The sequence below is a fragment of the Geoglobus acetivorans genome, assembly GCF_000789255.1.
Classification (GTDB): Archaea; Halobacteriota; Archaeoglobi; order Archaeoglobales; family Archaeoglobaceae; genus Geoglobus; species Geoglobus acetivorans_B.
The window spans coordinates 1,392,439-1,413,145 of record NZ_CP009552.1 but is presented as its reverse complement, the minus strand read 5'-3'; the positions used below and the strand labels follow the sequence as shown (position 1 = coordinate 1,413,145).

General features: G+C 47.7%; 21 protein-coding genes. 8 read left to right on the top strand and 13 right to left on the bottom strand.

Annotation, left to right across the window (positions count from 1 at the left end; genetic code table 11):
- Positions 1-25 precede the first annotated feature (25 nt).
- The 3 genes from GACE_RS08370 to GACE_RS08360 all read right to left on the bottom strand — a co-directional run bounded on the left by GACE_RS08370 (position 26) and on the right by GACE_RS08360 (position 4,303).
- A complete protein-coding gene (locus tag GACE_RS08370) occupies positions 26-2,296 on the bottom strand; it encodes a vitamin B12-dependent ribonucleotide reductase (RefSeq protein ID WP_048092664.1) in 2,271 nt (756 codons plus the stop codon).
- 154 nt (positions 2,297-2,450) lie between these two features.
- The gene (locus tag GACE_RS08365; protein WP_048092662.1) at positions 2,451-3,083 is read right to left on the bottom strand and encodes a metallophosphoesterase family protein; all 633 of its coding nucleotides are present in this window, start codon (positions 3,081-3,083) and stop codon (positions 2,451-2,453) included.
- Positions 3,080-4,303 carry an MBL fold metallo-hydrolase gene (locus GACE_RS08360; RefSeq protein ID WP_048092660.1) on the bottom strand — a complete coding sequence of 408 codons (1,224 nt, stop codon included), beginning with the start codon at positions 4,301-4,303 and terminating at the stop codon, positions 3,080-3,082. The genes GACE_RS08365 and GACE_RS08360 overlap by 4 nt, the downstream gene beginning before the upstream one ends.
- Before the next feature lie 108 nt (positions 4,304-4,411).
- On the opposite strand from GACE_RS08360, the gene GACE_RS08355 reads away from it, so the two are divergent.
- Together GACE_RS08355 and GACE_RS08350 are read left to right on the top strand one after the other, a co-directional pair.
- Positions 4,412-5,179, top strand: coding sequence for a P-loop NTPase (locus tag GACE_RS08355; RefSeq protein ID WP_048092657.1), 768 nt, complete (start codon positions 4,412-4,414; stop codon positions 5,177-5,179).
- A complete protein-coding gene (locus GACE_RS08350; protein ID WP_048092655.1) occupies positions 5,176-5,400 on the top strand; it encodes a hypothetical protein in 225 nt (74 codons plus the stop codon). Before GACE_RS08355 ends, GACE_RS08350 begins: the two co-directional genes overlap by 4 nt.
- 7 nt (positions 5,401-5,407) lie before the next feature.
- On the opposite strand, the gene GACE_RS08345 is transcribed toward GACE_RS08350, so the two are convergent.
- The 6 genes from GACE_RS08345 to GACE_RS08320 form a co-directional block, all read right to left on the bottom strand.
- Complete coding sequence (locus GACE_RS08345) at positions 5,408-5,827, bottom strand: DUF1641 domain-containing protein (protein ID WP_048092653.1); 420 nt, start codon at positions 5,825-5,827, stop codon at positions 5,408-5,410.
- Between the two features lie 35 nt (positions 5,828-5,862).
- Entirely contained in the window at positions 5,863-6,819 is a 957-nt protein-coding gene (locus tag GACE_RS08340; RefSeq protein ID WP_048092651.1) for an electron transfer flavoprotein subunit alpha/FixB family protein, read from the bottom strand.
- A gap of 1 nt (position 6,820) precedes the next feature.
- Positions 6,821-7,561 carry an electron transfer flavoprotein subunit beta/FixA family protein gene (locus tag GACE_RS08335; protein WP_048092649.1) on the bottom strand — a complete coding sequence of 247 codons (741 nt, stop codon included), beginning with the start codon at positions 7,559-7,561 and terminating at the stop codon, positions 6,821-6,823.
- 82 nt (positions 7,562-7,643) lie between these two features.
- Entirely contained in the window at positions 7,644-9,602 is a 1,959-nt protein-coding gene (locus tag GACE_RS08330; protein WP_052400260.1) for a 3-hydroxyacyl-CoA dehydrogenase/enoyl-CoA hydratase family protein, read from the bottom strand.
- Positions 9,603-9,606: 4 nt separating this feature from the next.
- The gene (locus GACE_RS08325) at positions 9,607-10,110 is read right to left on the bottom strand and encodes a Zn-ribbon domain-containing OB-fold protein (protein WP_048092647.1); all 504 of its coding nucleotides are present in this window, start codon (positions 10,108-10,110) and stop codon (positions 9,607-9,609) included.
- Positions 10,111-10,116: 6 nt separating this feature from the next.
- Positions 10,117-11,301 carry a thiolase domain-containing protein gene (locus tag GACE_RS08320; protein ID WP_048092645.1) on the bottom strand — a complete coding sequence of 395 codons (1,185 nt, stop codon included), beginning with the start codon at positions 11,299-11,301 and terminating at the stop codon, positions 10,117-10,119.
- A 241-nt stretch (positions 11,302-11,542) separates the two neighbouring features.
- On the opposite strand from GACE_RS08320, the gene GACE_RS08315 reads away from it, so the two are divergent.
- Positions 11,543-12,715, top strand: a complete 1,173-nt coding sequence (locus GACE_RS08315) for an acyl-CoA dehydrogenase family protein (RefSeq protein WP_084063706.1) — start codon at positions 11,543-11,545, stop codon at positions 12,713-12,715.
- Here GACE_RS08315 and GACE_RS08310 read toward each other — a convergent pair.
- Positions 12,702-13,193, bottom strand: coding sequence for an HIT family protein (locus GACE_RS08310; RefSeq protein ID WP_048092643.1), 492 nt, complete (start codon positions 13,191-13,193; stop codon positions 12,702-12,704). The two genes, GACE_RS08315 and GACE_RS08310, sit on opposite strands and share 14 nt — an antisense overlap.
- Before the next feature lie 194 nt (positions 13,194-13,387).
- On the opposite strand from GACE_RS08310, the gene GACE_RS08305 reads away from it, so the two are divergent.
- Complete coding sequence (locus tag GACE_RS08305) at positions 13,388-13,594, top strand: histone (protein WP_048092641.1); 207 nt, start codon at positions 13,388-13,390, stop codon at positions 13,592-13,594.
- 19 nt (positions 13,595-13,613) lie between these two features.
- Here GACE_RS08305 and GACE_RS08300 read toward each other — a convergent pair whose 3' ends face one another.
- Entirely contained in the window at positions 13,614-14,099 is a 486-nt protein-coding gene (locus GACE_RS08300; protein ID WP_048092640.1) for a hypothetical protein, read from the bottom strand.
- Between the two features lie 268 nt (positions 14,100-14,367).
- Here GACE_RS08300 and GACE_RS08295 point away from each other — a divergent pair, with 268 nt between their 5' ends.
- Positions 14,368-15,681, top strand: a complete 1,314-nt coding sequence (locus GACE_RS08295; RefSeq protein ID WP_048092639.1) for an AMP-binding protein — start codon at positions 14,368-14,370, stop codon at positions 15,679-15,681.
- 5 nt (positions 15,682-15,686) lie between these two features.
- On the opposite strand, the gene GACE_RS08290 is transcribed toward GACE_RS08295, so the two are convergent.
- Complete coding sequence (locus GACE_RS08290) at positions 15,687-16,424, bottom strand: peptidylprolyl isomerase (RefSeq protein WP_048092637.1); 738 nt, start codon at positions 16,422-16,424, stop codon at positions 15,687-15,689.
- An 80-nt stretch (positions 16,425-16,504) separates the two neighbouring features.
- Between GACE_RS08290 and cyaB the strand changes: the two genes are divergently transcribed.
- The 3 genes from cyaB to speD all read left to right on the top strand — a co-directional run bounded on the left by cyaB (position 16,505) and on the right by speD (position 19,481).
- Positions 16,505-17,032, top strand: coding sequence for a class IV adenylate cyclase (gene cyaB, locus GACE_RS08285; protein ID WP_048092636.1), 528 nt, complete (start codon positions 16,505-16,507; stop codon positions 17,030-17,032).
- Positions 17,013-19,007 carry a DNA topoisomerase I gene (locus GACE_RS08280; RefSeq protein WP_048092634.1) on the top strand — a complete coding sequence of 665 codons (1,995 nt, stop codon included), beginning with the start codon at positions 17,013-17,015 and terminating at the stop codon, positions 19,005-19,007. The genes cyaB and GACE_RS08280 overlap by 20 nt, the downstream gene beginning before the upstream one ends.
- A gap of 78 nt (positions 19,008-19,085) precedes the next feature.
- Positions 19,086-19,481 carry an adenosylmethionine decarboxylase gene (gene speD / locus GACE_RS08275; protein ID WP_048093811.1) on the top strand — a complete coding sequence of 132 codons (396 nt, stop codon included), beginning with the start codon at positions 19,086-19,088 and terminating at the stop codon, positions 19,479-19,481.
- Between the two features lie 72 nt (positions 19,482-19,553).
- Here speD and ribA read toward each other — a convergent pair whose 3' ends face one another.
- The gene (ribA, locus tag GACE_RS08270) at positions 19,554-20,666 is read right to left on the bottom strand and encodes a GTP cyclohydrolase II (RefSeq protein ID WP_048093809.1); all 1,113 of its coding nucleotides are present in this window, start codon (positions 20,664-20,666) and stop codon (positions 19,554-19,556) included.
- Between the last annotated feature and the right edge of the window lie 41 nt (positions 20,667-20,707).

Here is a 20,707-nt window from a genome sequence, read left to right as displayed (position 1 = left end):
TCTGAAATAAAAAAGAGATCGGAAGTCAGCCGCACTTGGTGAATCCACACATCCTGCAGGTCATGCAGCCCTCTCCGTACTCGAGAATGTTTCCGCACTCCGGACACATCCCGCCTATGAGCTTTGTCCTCTGGGCTTCGTGGCTTTCCTCCTGAGCCTCACCGGTGAACTCGGTCAGTGGCTTCACGCCCTTAACGTCCATTTTTATCTTCCTGAACTCTCCCCTTAGGTGCTTCTCCAGAACCTTCGCAACACCGTCTGCGCAGCTCGTTATTATCTCTCCGTTGTCGAAGCCAACTGAGGGGCACCTTATTCCCTTGAGCTGCCTTATCAGATCTTCCGGATCAACCCAGCTTCGCAGAGCAACACTCAACAGCCTGCCTATTGCCTCTGTCTGGGATGCAGCACACCCACCGCTCTTTCCGAGCTGCACGAAAACTTCCGCTATTCCGTGTTCGTCCTCGTTTATCGTGACGTAGAGAGAACCGCATCCAGTCCTCGTCTCCACCGTCGTCCCCTTCGTTATTCTGGGTCTGGGTCTCGGCTTCTGGAACCTGGCAGGCGGTCTGACCTTCTCCTCCTCTTTCTTCTTCTCGGTCTTCTTTACAGATAACACCTGCTCCTCTCTGCTCCCGTCTCTGTACACCGTTATACCCTTGCACTTCAGCTCGTAGGCAAGCAGGAACGCTTTCTCCACATCTGCCCTCGTTGCGTGGTTGGGCAGGTTTATTGTCTTGCTCACCGCATTGTCCGTGTACTTCTGGAAGGCAGCCTGCATTCTGACGTGCCACTCTGGCGAGATGTCGAGGGCGCACTTGAACACTCTCCGAATCTCTTCGGGAATCTCGTCGATCCCCTGAATGCTGCCCTCCTCAACGACCTTGGTGAGGATGTCCTCATTATAGAGGTCGAGGGCCTTTAGTGTTCTCTCAAAGACAGGATTCACCTCGAAGAACTCATCGCCGTCGAGGATGTTCGCCCTCTTGTATGCCAAGGCAAACACGGGTTCGATTCCGCTGCTGCATCCTGCGATGATGCTTATCGTCCCCGTTGGTGCTATTGTGGTGGTGGTGGCGTTCCTTATCCTGATGCCCTCCTTTTCCCACACGCTCCCCTCCCAGTTGGGGAACACGCCCCTCTCCTCTGCAAGCTCCTGAGACATTCTGTGACTCTCTTCCTGAATGAACTTCATCACCTTTTCTGCCAGGCTTACGGCTTCGGGGCTGTCGTAGGGTATGCCGAGCTTGAACAGCGCATCGGCCCAGCCCATAACTCCCAGACCAATTTTTCTGTTCTTCTTGGTCATTTCCGCAATTTCCGGGATGGGGTAGCTGTTCACGTCTATGACGTTATCGAGGAATCTTGTTGCGAGTCGTACGACCTCTCTCAGCCTCTTCCAGTCGAAGTCCTTTTTGCCCTCGTCAACAAACTTTGAGAGGTTTATTGAGCCGAGGTTGCAGGACTCATACGGAAGGAGGGGCTGTTCACCGCAGGGATTCGTGGCCTCTATCTCTCCAGCGTGTGGGGTGGGGTTGTGCCTGTTTATCTCATCTATGAAAATCACTCCCGGCTCTCCGTTTCTCCATGCCCCCTCAACAATCAGGTTGAAGATCTTCCTGGCGGGAATCCTCCTCATGACCTCGCCCGTTCTCGGGTTTATGAGCTCGTAATCCCCGTCGCTCTTCAGCGCCTCCATGAACTTCTCGGTTACGGCGACGCTTATGTTGAAATTCCTGAGCACACCCTCTTCCCACTTTGCGGTTATGAACTCCTCTATGTCCGGGTGGTGGACGTTCAGAACTCCCATGTTCGCGCCTCTCCTCTTCCCGCCCTGCTTTATCTGCTCTGTCGCGGCATCGAAGATCTTCATGAAGCTCACAGGCCCGCTTGCCACACCCATGGTTGACTTCACTATGTCCCCCTTGGGCCTGATTCTCGAGAAGCTGAATCCAGTCCCTCCTCCGCTCTTCTGAACTCTCGCCATGTCCCAGAGGGCCTTGAATATTCCGTCGATGCTGTCATCAACGGGGATGACGAAGCAGGCTGAAAGCTGGCCCAGAGGTGTGCCGGCGTTCATGAGTGTCGGGGAGTTGGGCATGAACTCCTGCCTGTCCATTATCTCGAAAAACTTCCTGGCCCATTTTTCCGGATCTCCCCCGTAATTCTCCTCTGCTTTTGCTATCGCCCTTGCAACTCTCCAGAACATTTCTTCGGGTGTTTCAACAGGTTCCCCGTTTTCGTTTTTCAGGAGATATCTCTTTTCCAGAACAACCTTTGCAGTATTGCTCAGTTCCATTCTACCACCATCAAGTTAATTTGATACCATATCAATTTTTCTTAAGTTACCTGTAGAGGTGATATACTTTTCTGTTTATTGTGTTAACAAGCCGGATAAAAAGGTATTGCTGATGATTGTTTACAGGAAACTGACCCGCAGCCGGTGGAAACCGTCAGGGAAGCTTCAGCAGCGTGGGGCGCATCTCATCATCAATCTCGATGATCGAGTAATATCCTCTGTTCAGCGGACCGGGATTGACTACAAGGGTATTTCTCCCCACCCTCACTGCTCCTATTGACTCATGGATGTGTCCGCATATTATCAGGTTGAACTTATCGAGATTCTCTCTTATCACCGTATTTCCAGCATTGATTCCTGAATATGTCCTGTCGAGTATCCCGTATGGTGGAGAGTGGGACAGGAGTACATTGGTCTCCCCGTAGCTCAGACTTTTGAGGATGTCCCTGTAATGTTTTTCAGGGTATTCTGAGGGTGTGCTGAATGGTGTGATTGGGGAACCACCGAGACCGTGGAAGGTAAGCTGCTCTATTCTGTAGCTCTTTCCGTGTATGAACCTGTACCTTCCATCCTCTCTGTCCAGTGAGTCCCTATAGTCGCAGTTCCCGTGAACAACCAAAATTTCGCCGTCGAAATCCTCGATTATCGCTTCAAATGTTCTGACGTCTGAGGGGCGAAAGTGAGTTACATCTCCGGCAACTGCGAGAACATCTGCCCTTTCTTTTTTTATCAGCCTTTCAAGCATTTCAAACTCAGAATGGATGTCTGAAACTGCCAGTATCCTCATATTACATACATGTCTCCATTTCTTGGAGCATAGCTCTCAACACCTATTTCTTCAGAAATCCAGCTTGCGAAAGCCTCTGTGTCCTCTCCGTGAACTGCAAAGACCTTCTCGGCCCCCCTGTCCACAACCTTTTTTACGAGTTCCTTGAGCTGGGCATCATCTGCATGCGCAGAAAAATCGTACTGTTCGACCTTCATTTTGAGCTTCACGGTCTTCATTCCGAGATCTATCTCGCCGGTTTTGAGTGCTTTGTCCCCGTTGGTGCCCTCGACCTGATACCCGGTCAGTATAATCTTGGAACGCTCATCGCCGTACAGTTTTGAGATGTAGAACAGTGCAGGTCCCCCGTTGAGCATTCCCGCAGTGGTTACTATTGCTGACGGCTCTTCCAGGACTTTCTCTCTTTTGCCCCTCTCCACTATTATTGATCTTTTAATCGCCCTTTTCAGCTCTCTAACGCTTTTCAGATAGTCGGGGTAGTTCTCAAGCATTCTTGAAACTTCCTTTCCCATTCCATCCACGTATGGGGTTATCCCGTGTTTGGTCAGGATCATCATAATCTCCTGAGTTCTTCCAACGGCAAAAGCAGGAATGATTGCATGCCCTCCTTTATCGAGCGTGTCTATCACGCTCTCGACGAACTGCTTCTCCAGTTCTTTCCTTTCGGGGTGCTTGACACCGAAGTACGTGGACTCGACGATGAGGATGTCCGTCTCCGGAAATGATGTATCTGCACCTTCGAGCAGTCTGGTGTCTTCGAGCTTAATGTCTCCGGTGTAGAGTATGTTCACGTCTCTCGACATGTATATTGAGGCACTTCCGGGAATATGTCCGGCGTTGAAAAGCGTAACTTCCCATCCGTCAAACAGAAACGGCTCATCATAACCAACCTCTCTCGTGTTGCTGTGGAACTGCATGTACTCTCTCTTTCCGAACGGCGGATTCTCCATAATGTTCATCGAGTCTTTGAGCAGAATGTCTGAAAGGTCTCTTGTTGGCGGGGTCATGAATACCTTGGGGTCAACATCCATCAGGTTCGGAGCGACACCGACATGGTCAAGGTGGCCATGAGATATTATGATGCTCTTTGGGCTGACACCATTTACAGGGAATTCTGGAGGGGACGACGGCTTCAGACCGTAATCCAGTATGATTGAATCTACCATTATTGCTGATCTTCCAACTTCCCTGCATCCTCCGAGAAATCTTATGACTGTCATTCCCCAGAGCTTGAGACTTAATGAATAAATAAATTTCGGGAACCTAAAATTCGTGCTAAATTAGAAATTCAAAAAAATTATATTTTAATCCGCTGCATAAATGATTGGATGCCCGTAATAGCGATCACTTCTGGGAAAGGTGGCGTTGGAAAAACCACAATTTCCGTAAATACTGCCATCGCTCTTTCGTCTGTCGGAAGAACTCTGATAATTGATGGTGATATTGCTCTCCCGAATGTTCACGTCCTCATAGGACTTGAGGAGTTTGACCAGACATTCCTGGATGCCCTCAGAAATCCCGGGATGGTTGAGGATGCCATAAAGAGGGTGGAGTACGTTGTCGGAAGGGCGAAGGTGTCCGTCGATGTTCTTCCTGCATCGACCTCACTTGATTCTCTTGAAAAAGCTGACATCACCAGATTTGGTGATATAGTTGAAATTCTCGAGCCGGACTATGATTTTCTCATAATTGATGTTGCAGCAGGGCTGAGCAAATACGCTCTGATGCCAATGCTGTCTGCTGAAAAAACATACGTTGTAACGAACCCGGACAGAATCTCTGTTTCTGATGCCAGCAGGGTTGTGAATGTTGCGACTGAGGCAGGAGTTTATGTGAGCGGGGTTGTGGTGAACAGGTACAGGGGAGATAAAAAGGCTCTTGATGAAATACAGGAAAGAGTCCATACTGAGATTGCCGGAATCATCAGAGAATCCAGCATCGTCAGGAGGTCGTGGGAGAACGGCATACCGTTCGTTGTGAGCCACCCTTCATCAGCAGTATCCAGAGATGTGACCCGACTGGCCATGAACATTGCCGGCATCAGGACCGAAATTAAAAAGTATGGTAAGCTGAAGTATCTTCTGGGGTTGGCATGAAAGATGAACTGTTCAGGGTTTTAATGGACGATGGTGAGATTGAGATTTCGGAAGCTCCCTCTGAAAGCAGAGGTAGCACGGAAAAAGGTGTACCCTCAGGCGAGAAAGTCGTGCTGTTTGCAGGCTCGGAGGAGAATGGAACGGTCATTCTAAGAATTATCGATGTGGCTATTCTGGTAGTAATCGCCCTTATTGCCTTACTTCTGCTGGGCAAAATCTAAAAAATGGTTAAAGTCTTTTTCCGAACTCCTGGGCGAATTTTATACAGAATCCAAGCGTTTTCTGCACATTCTCATCTCTCATTGCTCTGATCAATCCTGTAAGCGTGACCGGGGTGAATTCGGTGCTTGCGTTCAGGGCATCAACCATGGCCTCAACAACCCTGATGGTATTGCTGTCAATGCTGAGCGCAACTGCGCCAAGCGTTTCAATCAGATTCTGAACAACTTCTTCTGTTTCCTTGTCAAAAAACACGCCAGCAGTCTCGATGAGTGGAGCAAGAGTACCTGCAAGCTCAAGCAATCTCGATGCGTTTCCGCTTTCTACCAGCTCGACAATTTTTGAAACAACCTCGGAGAGCTTTTCCTCATCTTTTGAGAGTTTTTCAGCAAGCAGAACTGTGGCGTTGACTATTGCCTCATCACCCATACTATCACCCTGAAATAAAAAATTAAAGGCTGATTTCAGCCCTTTATCTCTCTGAGCTTGTCTACGAGGGCTGGCACGATTTCGAATATGTCTCCGACGATTCCGTACTGTGCCACTCCGAATATTGGAGCCTCAGGATCTTTGTTCACGGCTATTATGAGTTCACTGTCCTTCATACCCATGATGTGCTGGAAGGCACCGCTTATACCGAGTGCGAGGTAGAGTTTGGGCTTTACGGTCTTACCTGAAATACCAACCTGTCTGTCCTTTGGAAGCCAGCCGCTGTCGATAACAGGCCTGCTTCCTGCAACAACACCTCCAAGTGCATCGGCAAGCTCTTCTGCAAGCTCTATGTTTGACGCATCCTCTATACCTCTGCCCACAGAGACAATTATGTCTGCCTGGCTTATATCCACCTCTCCAACTTCTGGCTCTATGATCTGTGAGAACTCTCTTTTTGGAGTTATTGAAGGCTTTATACCCGCATCAACAACTTCTCCTCCGACTTCGCTGCCTTCTTTGAATACACCCTGCCTTACTGTGAACACGCTGGTTTCGCCATCCTTCACAAGAATATCCACAAGCAGCTTGCCCTGGAATATGTATCTTGTTGCCTTTATTCCATTGCTGGTGTCGAGTCCAACGATGTCCGTAATTACTGGGGCGTTCAGCTTTGTCGCAAGTGCCGGAGCGAACTCGGAACCTCTGGATGAGTTGGCAACCAGTACAATATCTGGCTTTTCCTTGCTGAAAAGCTGGAACAGCACGTCCACGTAAAGCTCCGGGTTGTAGTTCTCCAGGCTGGCGTCCTCTATTTTCCATACCTTGTCTGCATACTTTGCAAGCTCTTCAGCGTAGTTTGAAATGTTGTTTCCAATAACTACTGCTTCAGCAGTCCCGTCTCCTTTAATGGAGTTTGCAAGATTGAGCAGCTCGATGCTGACCGGATCAAGCTCCCCAAACTTGATTTCTGCTACTGCAAAAACCCTCATTTCAGATCAGCCCCCTGTCCTTGAGAATCTGAATAAGCTTTTCCGCAACCTCTTCCGGTGAACCCTCAATCAGTTCAGCCTTCTTTACAGGTGGAGTATATATTCTGTCGATTTCCGTGTAGCCACCCTCAACAGAAACGCTTACCTCCTTAAGTTCCTTTGACTTTGCCCTCTTGATACCCATGATTGATACGTATCTCGGCTCGTTTATACCGCTCTGCACTGTGAGGAGCGCCGGAAGTGAGAGGACGTTTTCCTCTCCAAAGCCTCCTTCAAGCTCTCTTATGATCCTTACTCTGCCATCCTCCACCTTTATGCTCGTAACTGCAGTGGCGAACGGAATGTCGAGCATTCCAGCAAGAAGGACACCCACAAGTGCATTGTTGTAGTCCTGGCTCATCAGGCCTGCAAGTATCAGATCAAATTTCTCTCCCGAGATTGCCTCTTTTACTGCCATCGCTGTCTGATATGAATCCATTCCTGGCTCTACAGGAACCTTGATCGCCCTGTCCGCACCCATCGCAAGGCACTTTCTCAGTGTATCTTCTGTTTGCCCGACACCTACAACCACGACCTCTCCACCATGCTCTTCCTTCAGCCTGATTGCCTCTTCAACAGCATACCTGTCCCAGTCGTTTATATCGAAAACCAGCCCTCTCTCGTCAACACTTTTTCCATCCTGAGAAACCCTAATTTCACTTTCAGGGTCAGCTGCATGTTTTGCCAGCACGATAATGTTCAATTTACCACCTCCGGTTAACTGGACTTCCTTCCGGGAAATTTAATAACTCTTTCCAAAAATTAAAAATTAAATGATTAATTGTTTATTTGCCCCTGAAATTGGGTTTTCTTCTCTCAAAGAACGCTGCAAATCCCTCTCTGACGTCCTGTGTGGCTGCCACAAGGCCGAAGTATGCCGATTCGAGAGCCTGTCCTGTCTCAACGGGCAGCTCGTAACCGAAGTTGATTGCGTACTTTGCAAGTCTGAGAGCAACCGGTGCCCCCTCGGCAAGCCTCTTTGCGAATGCCATGACTTCATCCCAGAGCTTCTCTGGCTCCACTGCCTTGTTCACGAGCCCTATTCTCTCTGCCTCTTCTCCGCTGATTCTTTCGGCGAACATTATCAGCTCCTTGGCTTTGGCTATTCCAAGAATCTTCGCCATTCTCTGCGTACCACCCCATCCCGGAATGAGGCCAAGTGCCGTCTCTGTAAGGCCGATCTGTGCGTTCTTTGCCATTATTCTGAAATCACACGCAAGTGAAAGCTCGCATCCGCCTCCAAATGCGTATCCGTTTATTGCTGCTATCACAGGCTTGGGGAACTTCTCTATTGTGGTGAAGGTATCCTGTCCTTTTGCGGCGAGAAGCATGGCAACGGGTGGGTTGAGCACGTCATCCGTGCCAGCGGCCTGCAGGTCGAGTCCCGCTGAGAATGCCTTGCCCTCTCCTGTTATTATGACCACCCTGACCTCATCGTCGAACTCCAGCTCTGCAAAGGCTCTCTTAAGCTCATCAAGAAGTTCGAGTGTTATTGCGTTCAGTCTGTGAGGTCTGTTAAGCACGACCTTTGCTATGCCACCCTCGAGCTTCTCTATTCTGATGTTCTGGTATGTTCCTGCCTCATACTTGTAAAATCCTTCTCCGCTCTTCTTTCCGAGTTTGCCTTCAGAAACGAGCTTCTTCAGGTATTCTGATGGTTTGAGGATTTCGTAGCCCTTCTCCTTGTATATCTCCTCTGCTTTGGCAAGCACGGCATCGAGCCCGATCTCATCGGCCAGTTCAAGAGGCCCTTTCGGCATGTTTGTGCCCAGCTTCATGGCCGTGTCGATTTCCTTCGCATCAGCAACGCCCATCTCTATGAGTCCAGCGGCGATGTTCACCATTGGTGCGATAATTCTCAGGCCATCGTACTTCCCTGCCTTCTCTTTGGGTATCTTCGGCCTGCCGGCTCTCCAGTCATAGAATCCTCTGGCGGTTTTCATTCCCAGCTCCTTGTTGTTGAACTTCTCTTCAAGCAGTTTTGATTTTGGAACAATCGACCACTGCTGGCCTGCAAAGTAGAGGATGTCAAGTCCCACAAAGTCTGCAAGTTCAAGTGGTCCCATTGGCATCTTGTACTCGTAAAGCAGTGTGGCGTCTATCTCTTCAGGTTCAGCAACGCCTTTCTCGACATCATCAATTGCGAGAACGAGGTATGGTACGAGGCATCTGTTAACTATGAACCCCTCAACGTCCTTTTTGACGACAACAGGTATCTTTCCGATACTCTTAACGAATTCCACGGCAGCATTAACAGTCTCGTCGTTTGTCTGCTCTCCTCTGATAACCTCAACGAGTGCCATTACTGGCACGGGGTTGAAGAAGTGCATTCCCACAAATCTCTCAGGCCTGTCCGTTGCCTTTGCAAGTTCTGTTATGCTCAGACCGGATGTGTTTGAGGCAAGGATCGCCTTTTTGTTGAGCTGGCACACTTCCTGGAATACCTGCTTTTTGATGTCCATTACCTCGGGGACAGCCTCGATAACGAGGTCTGCATCTTCAACAGCCTCTTTCATGTCTGTTGTGAAGTGCAATCTTGACGAGATTTCCTTGTATTTCGGAAGGCTGATTTTCCCCTTGTTTACCGCCTTTCTCAGGTTTTTCTCGATTGTTTGCTTCCCCTTCTGAATGAACTCTTCTTTAATGTCTCTAACCCAGACTTCATAACCTGCCTGGGCCACAACCTGTGCGATTCCCGAACCCATTGCTCCAGCGCCGAGGACGGCAACCTTCTTTATTTCCATTCTATCACCCCTCAACAGGAACGATTTCGTACATCAGGTATCCTTCCTTTCTTTTAGCGATTTCGATTTTTACTCTCTGACCAGGTCTGACCTTCTGCGGATCTCCTCTGAGCCATGCAGTAACTCTAACACCATCGTCAAGTTTTGCAATCGCAACCGTGTATGGCTCATAGGCGGAGAAGCTTGGAGGCCTGACGAATATAACTGTCAGGGTTTCGAGCACACCCTCCTTCTTCAGCTCGAACCACTCCATGTCGCTGTCCATGCACGTTGGACAGTCCTTTTGTGGGGGGAAGAACAGTTCTCCGCACTTCTTGCACTTGGTGGCGAGAAGCTTGCCATCTCTCAACCCCTCGAAGAATTCCTGAATGTTCTCGATTGATATTATGTACTTCAGGTGGAGTTCCCTCATATCGACCCACTGAAGGGCCCCGCTTTTCTCATCTATCGCTACCGGAAATCCGTATTCCTTAATATTCGTTTCAGCAGCTTTTCTCAAATCTTCCATACTTCATCACCTCGGCTTTTCAAGCCCGTATATTGTAACATAGCTGTAATGACCTGTTCCGCCAACATTGTGAGCGAGATATCTTCCGTTCTTCACATCAACCTGCCTGCCGTTCTCGGCCTTGCTGAGGAGCTGTTTCCATGCCTCCACTGCCTGACTGACACCAGTAGCACCAATCGGGTGTCCTTTGGCCTTCAGACCGCCATCAACATTGACAGGTATTCTTCCGCCTATGTATGTCTGCTCCTCTCTCACAAGCTGCACACCCTCTCCTCTCTTCGCAAATCTCAAATCCTCGTAAGCGATAACTTCGGCTGCTGTGAAGCAGTCATGGACGTCAGCTCCATCCAAGTACTTGTATGGAGCGTCTATATCAATTCCTGCCTTCTTGTAGGCAACCTCTGCAGCGTATGATGCCGACTTCAGAGAAGTGAAGCTCTCTCTTCTGCTGAGGTTGGCTGTGCCAGTGCCAACACCCTGGCTGTGTATCCAGATTTTCTCTTCGATGCCCCATTCCTTTACCTTCTCCTCACTTGCAAGAATTACGGCTGCTGAACCATCTGTTATCGGAGAACAGTCGAATAGCTTGAATGGCCAGGCCACATACGGGGCGTTAAGTGCCTGTTCAAGCTTTATTTCTCTCTGGAACTGGGCGTAGGGGTTCTTGGCCCCGTAGTGGTGGTTCTTCACAGCTACCTTTGCAAAGTCTTCTTCAGTTGCCCCATACTTCGCCATGTATGCTGTTGCGTGAATTGCGTAGTATCCGGGGAACGTGAGGCCGAGGTTCTCAAACTCCCAGAAATAGCTTCCAAACCTTCCGATCAGCTCTATGACTGTTGGGTTTGGTGATTCCTGCATCTTCTCGACTCCGAGAATAAGCACAGCATCTGCCTCACCGCTCTCGATTGCCGTGTAACCAACCCTGATTGCGGCATTTCCTGTGGCGCATGCAGCCTCTACTCTCATGCTCCCAACATTCTCAAATTTGCCGTATTCATACATCAGGGCGGGTACTGCTGCTTCACTGCTCCACATGCCGGCATTGCCCACAACCATAAAATCGATGTCCTTCTGTTCCACGTTTGCTGTCTGCATTGCCTGTTTAATGGCTTCCCATGCAAGTTCTGGCATGTTAACGTCTTTTCTTGTGCCGAACTTTGTCTGTCCGGCGCCAATAATTGCAACTGCCATAGTTATTTGTAACATTAGTTCATTATATAAGCCTTTTGACGCTGTCCGGGCTTTTTCACCTCGAAAAAAATGGAAAACGTTTTATTTTGGCCAAATCTGTCATGAATTTTAAGATTTTTTCAAATTTTCTTTTAAATATTTTACTATGTTTTGACGGAGCCGTTAAACAAATTATCCAACCGAAAAAAATTATATACTCCGAAATACACTAAATCTTCACGTTTGATTGTGAGGTGGTGTTATGGCGATAAGCTTTCAGTTTACGGAGGAACAGGAGGATATAAGAAGGGCTGCGAGGGAATTTGCTGAAAAGGAATTCACACCGGAGCTTGCGATAGAGTGTGACAGAGAGGAGAAGTTTCCAAGGGAGCTTTTCAAAAAGTGCGCAAAGCTCGGGTTCCATGCGGTCTCGATTCCTGAAGAGTATGGCGGTGGAGGCTATGGGCCAATCGAACAGATGATTGTGATGGAGGAGTTCTCGGCTGTCAATCCGGGCCTCGGCCTTGCGTGCCTCCTTCCAACGTTTGGAGTTGAAATTCTCCTTCTGCACGGCAGTGAGGAGCAGAAAGAGCAGTACGTTACAAAGGTTGCCAGCGGAGATGCGATAATGGGCATGGCAAACACGGAGCCGGATGCAGGCAGTGATTCGGCGAGCATCAAGACGAGGGCGGTTAAGGACGGCAATGAATGGGTGCTGAATGGCACAAAGCAGTTCATATCCAATGGTTCGATAGCGGACTTCATTCTTGTAACTGCAAGAACGAGTGAGCTGGAAAGCTTTGAAACAAGACACAGGGGCATAAGCTACTTTATCGTTGAAACAGATAGAGAGGGCTATAAAGCGGACAAGATAAAGGGCAAGATGGGCATAAGAGCGACGGACACCGCAGAAGTGAGCCTGAGCAACGTCAGAGTTCCGGCAAGCAACCTTGTCGGTGAGGAGGGTAAGGGCTTCTACTACATGATGGAATTCTTTGACATCAGCAGAGTCTGGGTGGCCGCCCAGGCAGTTGGAATTGCGAGGGGCGCTTTGAAGCTTGTCATCGATTATGTGAAGCAGAGGAAGGCATTTGGAGTGCCTCTGGCAGCTTTCCAGTACATTCAGTTCAAGATTGCCGAGCTTGCGACCAAGATCGAAGCGGCAAGAACCCTTACATACAGAGCTGCAGCGCTTCAGGTCGAGCAGGGTAAGCCGGACAACACTCTATCGGCAATGGCGAAATGGTATGCCGGAGAAATTGCTGTTGAAACCGCCAACTGGGCGTTGCAGTTCCATGGTGGCTACGGCTACATTGATGAGTATCCTGTGAATCAGTTCTACAGGGATGCCAAGATTACTGAAATCTATGAGGGAGCGAAAGAAGTTGAGAAGCTCATAATTGCAAGGAATCTGTTCGGGTTCAAAGGTCGCTGAATTTCTCAAAGCCATCTTTTAATTTTTTGTAGGTCTCCTTAACAGCCTCCGGTATCACCCGCACATCTGCAAGCACAGGCATGAAATTGGTGTCGCCATTCCATCTCGGCACGATGTGCAGGTGGATATGCTCTTCTATTCCGGCTCCCGCAACTTTGCCCATGTTTATTCCGATATTGAAACCATCAGGAGACATGACCTCTTTTATGACCTTTGTGCAGGTCTGGGCGAGCCTCATCATCTCTGTAAGCTCCTCCTGACTCAGGTCTTCAAGATTGCCAACATGTCTGAAAGGAGCCACCATCACATGTCCCGGGTTGTAGGGGTAGTTGTTCATTATGACAAAATTTCTCTTCCCCCTGAATAATATCAACCTATCTTCGTCTCTGTTTTCTCCTGGAAAATCGCAGAAAATACAGCCTTCGTATTTTGGAGCCTGGATGTATCTTATTCTCCATGGGGCAAACAGCCTTTCCATACTGGCAGTAATACTGTCCTGAGTATAAAGTTTGCTGATTTTCCTCAATGGAGCGTTGAAGGAATATCGAATTGGTGATGTGATTGGTAACATCTTTTATTGGTTGAACTGAGTTCAGTCTCATCCCGAAACAACCCAAAAATTTATATAATGGAATTACTTAATTTATACTCGAAAAAAGCTAAGGAGGTGTTTTGATGGAACTGCCACTTGCTCCAGTTGAGAGGATTATTAGGCAGGCTGGTGCGCAGAGGGTTAGTGAGGATGCAAAGAAAGCACTGGCGGAGGCAATAGAGGACTATGCTCTTCAGGTTGCTAAGAAGGCTGTAGAGCTTGCCAAGCATTCTGGCAGGAAGACAGTCAAGATTGAGGACATCAAGCTCGCAACAAGCCAGCTCTGATTCTTTCCTATTTTTTACCTCACGCTTTGGACATCAGGTCTTCTATCAGTTTTATGTGCATCTCTTCCCACTGGATGAGTTTTCTGAGTGTATCTTTCACGAATTCTGCAGTCTCCTCCCCGAGTTCCTGTGATATCTGGGAGAAGTCCTGCTCAAGCAGGTTCCGGTAGTAGTCTCTTGCCCATCTCTCCCATTTGAGTATCTCGTTTAACTGCTGGGTTGTAAAGTCTTCCGTAAAATCGAACTTTTTTACTCCTATTGTTCTGATGGAATACTCTTTGAAATCTTCAATACTGAAGCTCAATCTTTCGATTACATTTTCAATCATCATCTTGTGGATCTCATTGTCTTTTATCAGGTTGAAAAACGACTTGGATATGTTCTCGTCTCCCAGCTGAAGCATGGTCTCGGAAATGGCCTCGCATTCTGTGTGTTCTGCCACATACGCCCTTGCGAGCAACCTTGCGAGAATCTTGCTGTTCAGATTTACGACTAACTGGGTCATCCAACAGTATTTTTGATAAATTCAATATAAATTATTTTTGGAATATGAATCCGCAATACATGTCCCAATTTCGCAATCTTACGGGCGATATTATTCTTCTTTATGAAACTCAATTCCATTGGCTGTGCTTCAATCCCGAAAATGCAGATTCGGTAATTTGGCAGCAATACCGGTACCTTTTACCCAACCTGATAGTGAAACGTCTCTGGAATCAACTTCGTCTCTTTTAGATAAATTTTTTAAAACCTCATGCACCGATGTCCAAAGTATGCCATTTGGTAGCTATTGGCAACGTGAGGAAATCATGCCCCTGAATCAGCTTGAGGAGCTTCAGGTCAAGAGGCTGAGATGGGTTGTCAGGCGGGCTTATGATAATGTCCCCTTTTACAGGAAAAAGATGAGGGAAATGGATATCACTCCCCATGACATCAGGAGGATAGAAGACGTTGTCAAGCTTCCCTTCACGACGAAAGATGATCTGAGAGCGAATTATCCATTTGGCCTGATGGCTGTCGATAAATCCGAGCTTGTTCGAATTCACATGTCTTCAGGAACTTCGGGAAAGCCCAAAGTCGTTGCCTACACTGAGAGGGACCTTGAGAACTGGATAAACATGGTTGCGAGATGTCTTTACATGGTTGGAGTGAGGAGGGGAGATGTTTTTCAAAATCTTGTCAGCTACACACTCTTTACTGGAGGACTGGGCTTTCACTATGCCGCTGAGAGAATAGGGGCGATGGTGGTTCCCACAGGTACCGGTAACACCGAGAAACAGCTTCAGTACATGGTGGATTTCGGCACCACGGTCATCCATGCAACCCCGAGCTATGCTCTCAGAATAAAGGAGGTTGCGGAGGAAAAGGGCATAGACACTCAAAGCCTCCCCCTCCGTATCGGATGTTTCGGGGCAGAGCCTTGGAGCGACAGCACCAGGAAAAGGCTTGAGGAAGCGTTTGATTTGAAAGCCTTCGATAGCTATGGTTTGAGTGAGATGAATGGTCCGGGAGTTGCCTTCGAGTGCGGGGAACAGAATGGGCTGCACATCTGGCATGATCACTACCTGGTTGAAATTGTTGATCCTGAAACGGGCGAACAGCTTGGAGAAGGTGAAAAGGGTGAGCTTGTTTTAACTCCGCTGACAAAGGAAGCAATGCCCCTGCTGAGATACAGGACGGGAGATATCACATACCTGATGGAGTATGACAGGTGTTCCTGTGGCAGAACTCATCCCAGGATTCACAGGATAATTGGCAGGGCAGACGACATGATTGTGGTCAGGGGAATAAACGTCTATCCGAGCCAGATTGAGCATGTTTTAATGAATCTGCCTGAGGTTGGAGATCATTTTCAGGTTGTGATAACGAGAAATGGCAGCCTCGATGAAATTACTGTCAGAGTGGAGATGAGAGATGAAATCTTTACGGGTGAACTGAGGGACTTCAGCAGGATCAGGAATAATGTCATGCGGGCGTTGCAGAAGGAACTCAGCATAAGGGTGAATGTGGATCTTGTTGAGAAGGGGACCCTTGAAAGATTTGAAGGAAAAGCAAAAAGGGTTCTTGATTTAAGAAAAGAATTGTAGGGTTTTTATTCTTTCTCTTCTTCTGTGTCTTCAGATTTCTGTTCTTTTTCTGCCTCTGTGTCGTTTTGCTCTTCTTTCTTCTCTTCCGGTTTTTCAAAGACCTCCATGAACACGACTTCTCCAACACCCTCTATGTGCTTGAAGATCTGATCCACAACTGTGTATTTGCCCAGCAGGAAGTACTGGTTGAATGAGGCATCCTTAGGAACTTCGACAATAACCTTTCCATCCTCGATTTTTGGCTCAAGCTCTCTCCCGGTGTAGATCAGGAAGAGGTATTTTATCTTCTCTTCAGGCTTTTCTATAATCTCCTCAATCTCGTATTCGAATATGATTTTCTTCCCTGCGAGCGGATGATTGAAATCAACAATGGCTCTCCTCCCAATAACCTTCTCAACGGTACCAACCTTTTCTCCAACCTGGACTCTCTGGCCCGGAACAGGCCTTTCCTTGAATTTTGTTATTGAAATTACTTCCTTGTTATCCGGGTTATATTCTCCGAACGCTTTTTCCGGAGGGACCTCCACGCTTCCCTTGTAGCCTGCCTCCTTTCCTTCAAGGTCCTCATCGAGACCCTTAAGCACATGCCCCTCTCCAACCACGACAACAATGCTGCCGTATCTTGCTCCCTCCTCATAGACTCCGTGCTCCTTCGCCACGCTTTCGTCTGTGGAGTCTATCACGGTTCCATCCTCAAGCTTTGCGGTATAGCTTACCCTGACAAAGTCTCCCTTTTTGATCATTGTTACCACCTGAGACCCACTCAAATACTGGATTTAAAAAAGTATGGTTAAGGTTATAAGTTTACCATTAAAGGGGCGTTATGGAAGTTGAGATTAAATTCAGAATCTCGGACCCCGAAAAAATCGAGAGGATTTTGAGGGATAGGGCTGAATTTGTAATAGAAAAGATTGAGCACGATTATTATTTCAATCATCCATGCAGGGATTTTCGTGAAACCGATGAGGCTCTCAGAATCAGAAGAGATGTTGAGGGCATAACGCTGACATATAAGGGCAGGAAAATTGACTTGGAGACGAAAACGAGGGAAGAGTTTAAGGTGAGGCTGGACGACTCTGAAACAGCAAGGAAAATACTTGAAAAACTGGGATTCAGAAAGGCAGGGGAAGTTGTGAAAAAAAGGAAGATCTACAGAGATGGAGATGTTGTAATCTGTCTCGACCATCTTGAGGGTGTTGGGAGCTTTGTTGAGCTTGAGATTGAGAGCGATGATGTCGAGGATGCAAAAAGGAGGATTTTCAAGTATGCTGAAATGCTTGGGCTTGGTGGAGAGAAAAGCATAAGAAAGTCATACCTTGAGATGGTTCTGGATGTGGCTGATAGTAACTGAGAAGGACAACACCGCCAGGAGGATAGCCGGAATTCTCTTCGGCAAGGTTAAGGTAAGGAAGATAGACGGAGTTAACGTTTATTTCTCGCAGGATGAAAAAAATGCGGTTGTTGGATTGAGAGGACACATAGTTGAGCTTGATTATCCAAAGGAATACAACAACTGGAGCAAGGTTCCGTTAAAGTCGTTGCTTAAGGCAGATCTGGTAAAGAAGGTGAAGGCGAGAAATATTGCGAAAGCCCTGTCTCAGCTTGCACAGAAAGCAGAGAGAGTAACCATCGCGACGGATTATGACAGGGAAGGAGAGCTGATTGGAGTAGAGGCTCTGGAAATCATAAAAAAGGCAAATCCATCAGTTAAAGCCGATAGAGCAAAATACTCTGCCATCACCCCTCAGGAGATAAAAAAGGCATTTTCCAGCACGACAGAGATAAACTTCAATCTCGCCAAGGCGGCAGAGACGAGACAGATTGTGGATCTCATGTGGGGTGCGCTGCTCACGAGACTTCTTTCCCTTTCATCAGGAAGGCTTGGAAAGGATTTTCTGAGCGTTGGAAGGGTGCAGTCTCCGACTCTCAGATTTATAGTCGAAAGAGAGAGGGAGATTCAGCAATTCAAGCCCATTCCATACTGGGAAATTTTTGCAGAGTTCAAAAACGGAGAGAAGTTTTCTGCCAAACACATTAAAAGATTTCTGAAGAAAGAAGAAGCGGAAGAGGCGTTTTCAAGGATCGGTGATAATGCTGTCGTAAAGAAGTACGTCGAAAAGGATGTTTCTGAAAGGAAGCCGATACCGTTCAACACAACCGAGTTTCTGAGGGAGGCTGGCAAGTTCATGGCTCCAGATAAGGCGATGAGCATTGCTGAAAACCTTTACATGAATGGTTACATATCCTATCCCAGGACGGACAATACCGTTTATCCGCCATCAATAAATCTGAAAGCGATCGTGAGCAAATTTCTGAATTCGGAGTTCAAGGCTGAGGCGGAAATTGCTTTAGCGCACATGAAACCGTCAAGGGGTAAGAAGGAGACGAAGGATCACCCACCAATCCATCCCGTCGATGTGGCGAGCAGAAAAGACCTTTCCAAAGATGAGTGGAGAATTTACGAGCTTGTTGTGAGGAGATTCCTTGCCACTCTCGCTCCTGACGCACTGTGGGCGGTGAGACAGGTGGAAATTGACGCCAGTGGTGAGATTTTCAAGGCAACAGGAAAACAGCTGGTAAATCCGGGATGGAGGGCAATATACATTTATTACAAGGCTGAGGAGAGCTTTTTGCCCGTATTGCATGAGGGTCAGACCCTGAAAGTGCTCTCAAAGAGAATCGAGGAAAAGAAGACAAAACCGCCCGGCAGATACACGATGAGTTCAATAATAAAGCTCATGGAAAAGTACAACCTCGGAACAAAGTCTACAAGGCACGAAATCCTGAGAAAGCTCTATTCGAGAGGATACATAAGGGGCAACCCTCTGAAACCGACTGAAGTGGCCTTTGCTGTTATAGATGCACTCAAAAAGGAAGCCGAGGTTATAACCCTCCCCGACATGACTGCAAAGCTGGAGGAGGATATGGATAAGATTGAAGAAGGAAGGCAGGATCAGAGGGTAGTTGTTGAGGAAAGCGCAAAATTCCTCGAGGACGTCCTGGATAACGTCAATGAAGAGGAGCTTGGAAAGGCAATACGTGAGGGTGTCAGAAAGGACAGGGTTGTCGGAAAATGCCCAGAATGCGGCAAAGACCTTGAGATAAGGAAAGCGAGAGGGAGATTTATCGGATGCACATCCTATCCTGAATGCAGATTTACACTGCCCTTACCGCAGAAGGGGAGGCTTGAGATCACAGCCAGAAAATGCGATAAGCATGACATGTCTATTCTCAGAATCAGGCCTTCAAAGGGCAAATCATGGACGTTCTGCCCTTACTGCAGCTATCTCGAGTGGAAGAGCAGAGATAATCAGAGTCGGGGGTAGTGATTGCAGTTCATCGGCCCTCAGGAGAGGAATAGATTTTAAAATCCAGACGAGAAACTCAAGGCGATGACTCCCGTCGTGGGAACAGAGGGGACACACATTATAGTGGAGGCTTCAGGGTGCAATCCGGACGTTCTCTCGGATCCAAAGAAGATAGAGAGGATTTTCAAGGATGCTGCAAAGCACGCAAAAATGACTGTGAAGGCATCTCATTTTTTCAAGTTCATGCCTGCCGGGGTGTCAGGGGCAGTTATAATTGCCGAATCTCACATCTCGATTCATACCTGGCCTGAGCTTGGGTATGCAGCCATAGACGTCTACACATGTGGCGACTCCAATCCTGAGGAGGCTGTGGACTTCATTCTCGAAAGGATAGGGGCAAAGCATGCCCACGTTTCCGAGGTCAGGAGGGGTATCAGGGAGGAAGAAGGCACCTACACTCATACGATTCTCACGTGGGAGGAGGAGTTCTGAAGCTTGTTTATCTTTCCCAAGGCACCCGGATGGCTGAAATAATGGTGGTGGGTACGGGTATTGCAAATACAATCAATCATTTATGCAGATCATGTGCCCCATCTTTTCCTTCTTGGTTTTCAGGTAAACGTAGTTTTCTTCGTGCGGCTCAATCTCTATCGGCTCTCTCACGACCTCAAATCCGTAGGCCTTGAGTTCCTCAATTTTTTCCGGATTGTTTGTCATGAGTCTCACTTTTTTCACTCCGAGGTCAAGCAAGATCTGCGCCGCTATGCCGTAACTTCTCATGTCTGATGGGAATCCAAGCTCCAGGTTTGCCTCGACCGTATCCTTGCCATCTTCCTGAAGCCTGTATGCCATGAGCTTGTTGAGCAGGCCAATTCCTCTGCCCTCATGACCCCTCATGTATATAAGAACACCTCTGTTTTCGACATCAATTTTTTTCAGTGCCTTTTCAAGCTGTTCTCCGCAATCGCATCTCAGGGAGTGGAAAATGTCGCCGGTGAGACATTCAGAATGAATTCTGACAGGAACCTCTCTTAGGTTGCTTCCTCTCACGAGGGCCACGATTTCTCCGAGGGGCGTCTCGTACCCCACCGCTCTGAACGTGCCGTAAAATTTGGTTGGAAGTGTTGCCTCAACAACCCGTCTGACGAGCTTTTCCCCCTTCAATCTTTTATCGATTATCTCCTGTATTGATGTAAACTCGAAACCTTTCTCGTCGGCAAAGTCTCTTGCAAAGTCCGGGTCTGCATAGCTTCCATCCTCGTTCATGAGGTACCCGTAGACCGCTGTTAGCTTCAGATTATTCAGCCTTGAAACGTCAATACTGGCTTCGCCAAAAAAGGGTCTTTCGAGAACTCCGTTTTCCTTAACCTCTTCAACGAAAATATTTCCGGGATATATTATTTCATCCTGCTTTATTTTACCTTCTGCAAGTTTTCTGATGAATTCGGCTTTTTTCCCCGCCTCTCCGTTGTCTCTGTAATCCACAGGTATGTACCTCCCGTCATAGAATCTGTACCTGTTAAGCCCGAGATAAACGATATTCTTCCAGGGCATTGCGAGAATAATCCTGTCACAGTTCTTCATCAGGAGATTTATGGATTGTGTATCCACCAATTCGGCAGGAAAACTCACAATTGCCTTTTTTCCATCATGAATTACTGTGCCGTTGCAGTCCATGCTCAGCGGGGACACTCTGGGTATATAATTTTTGAGAAGTT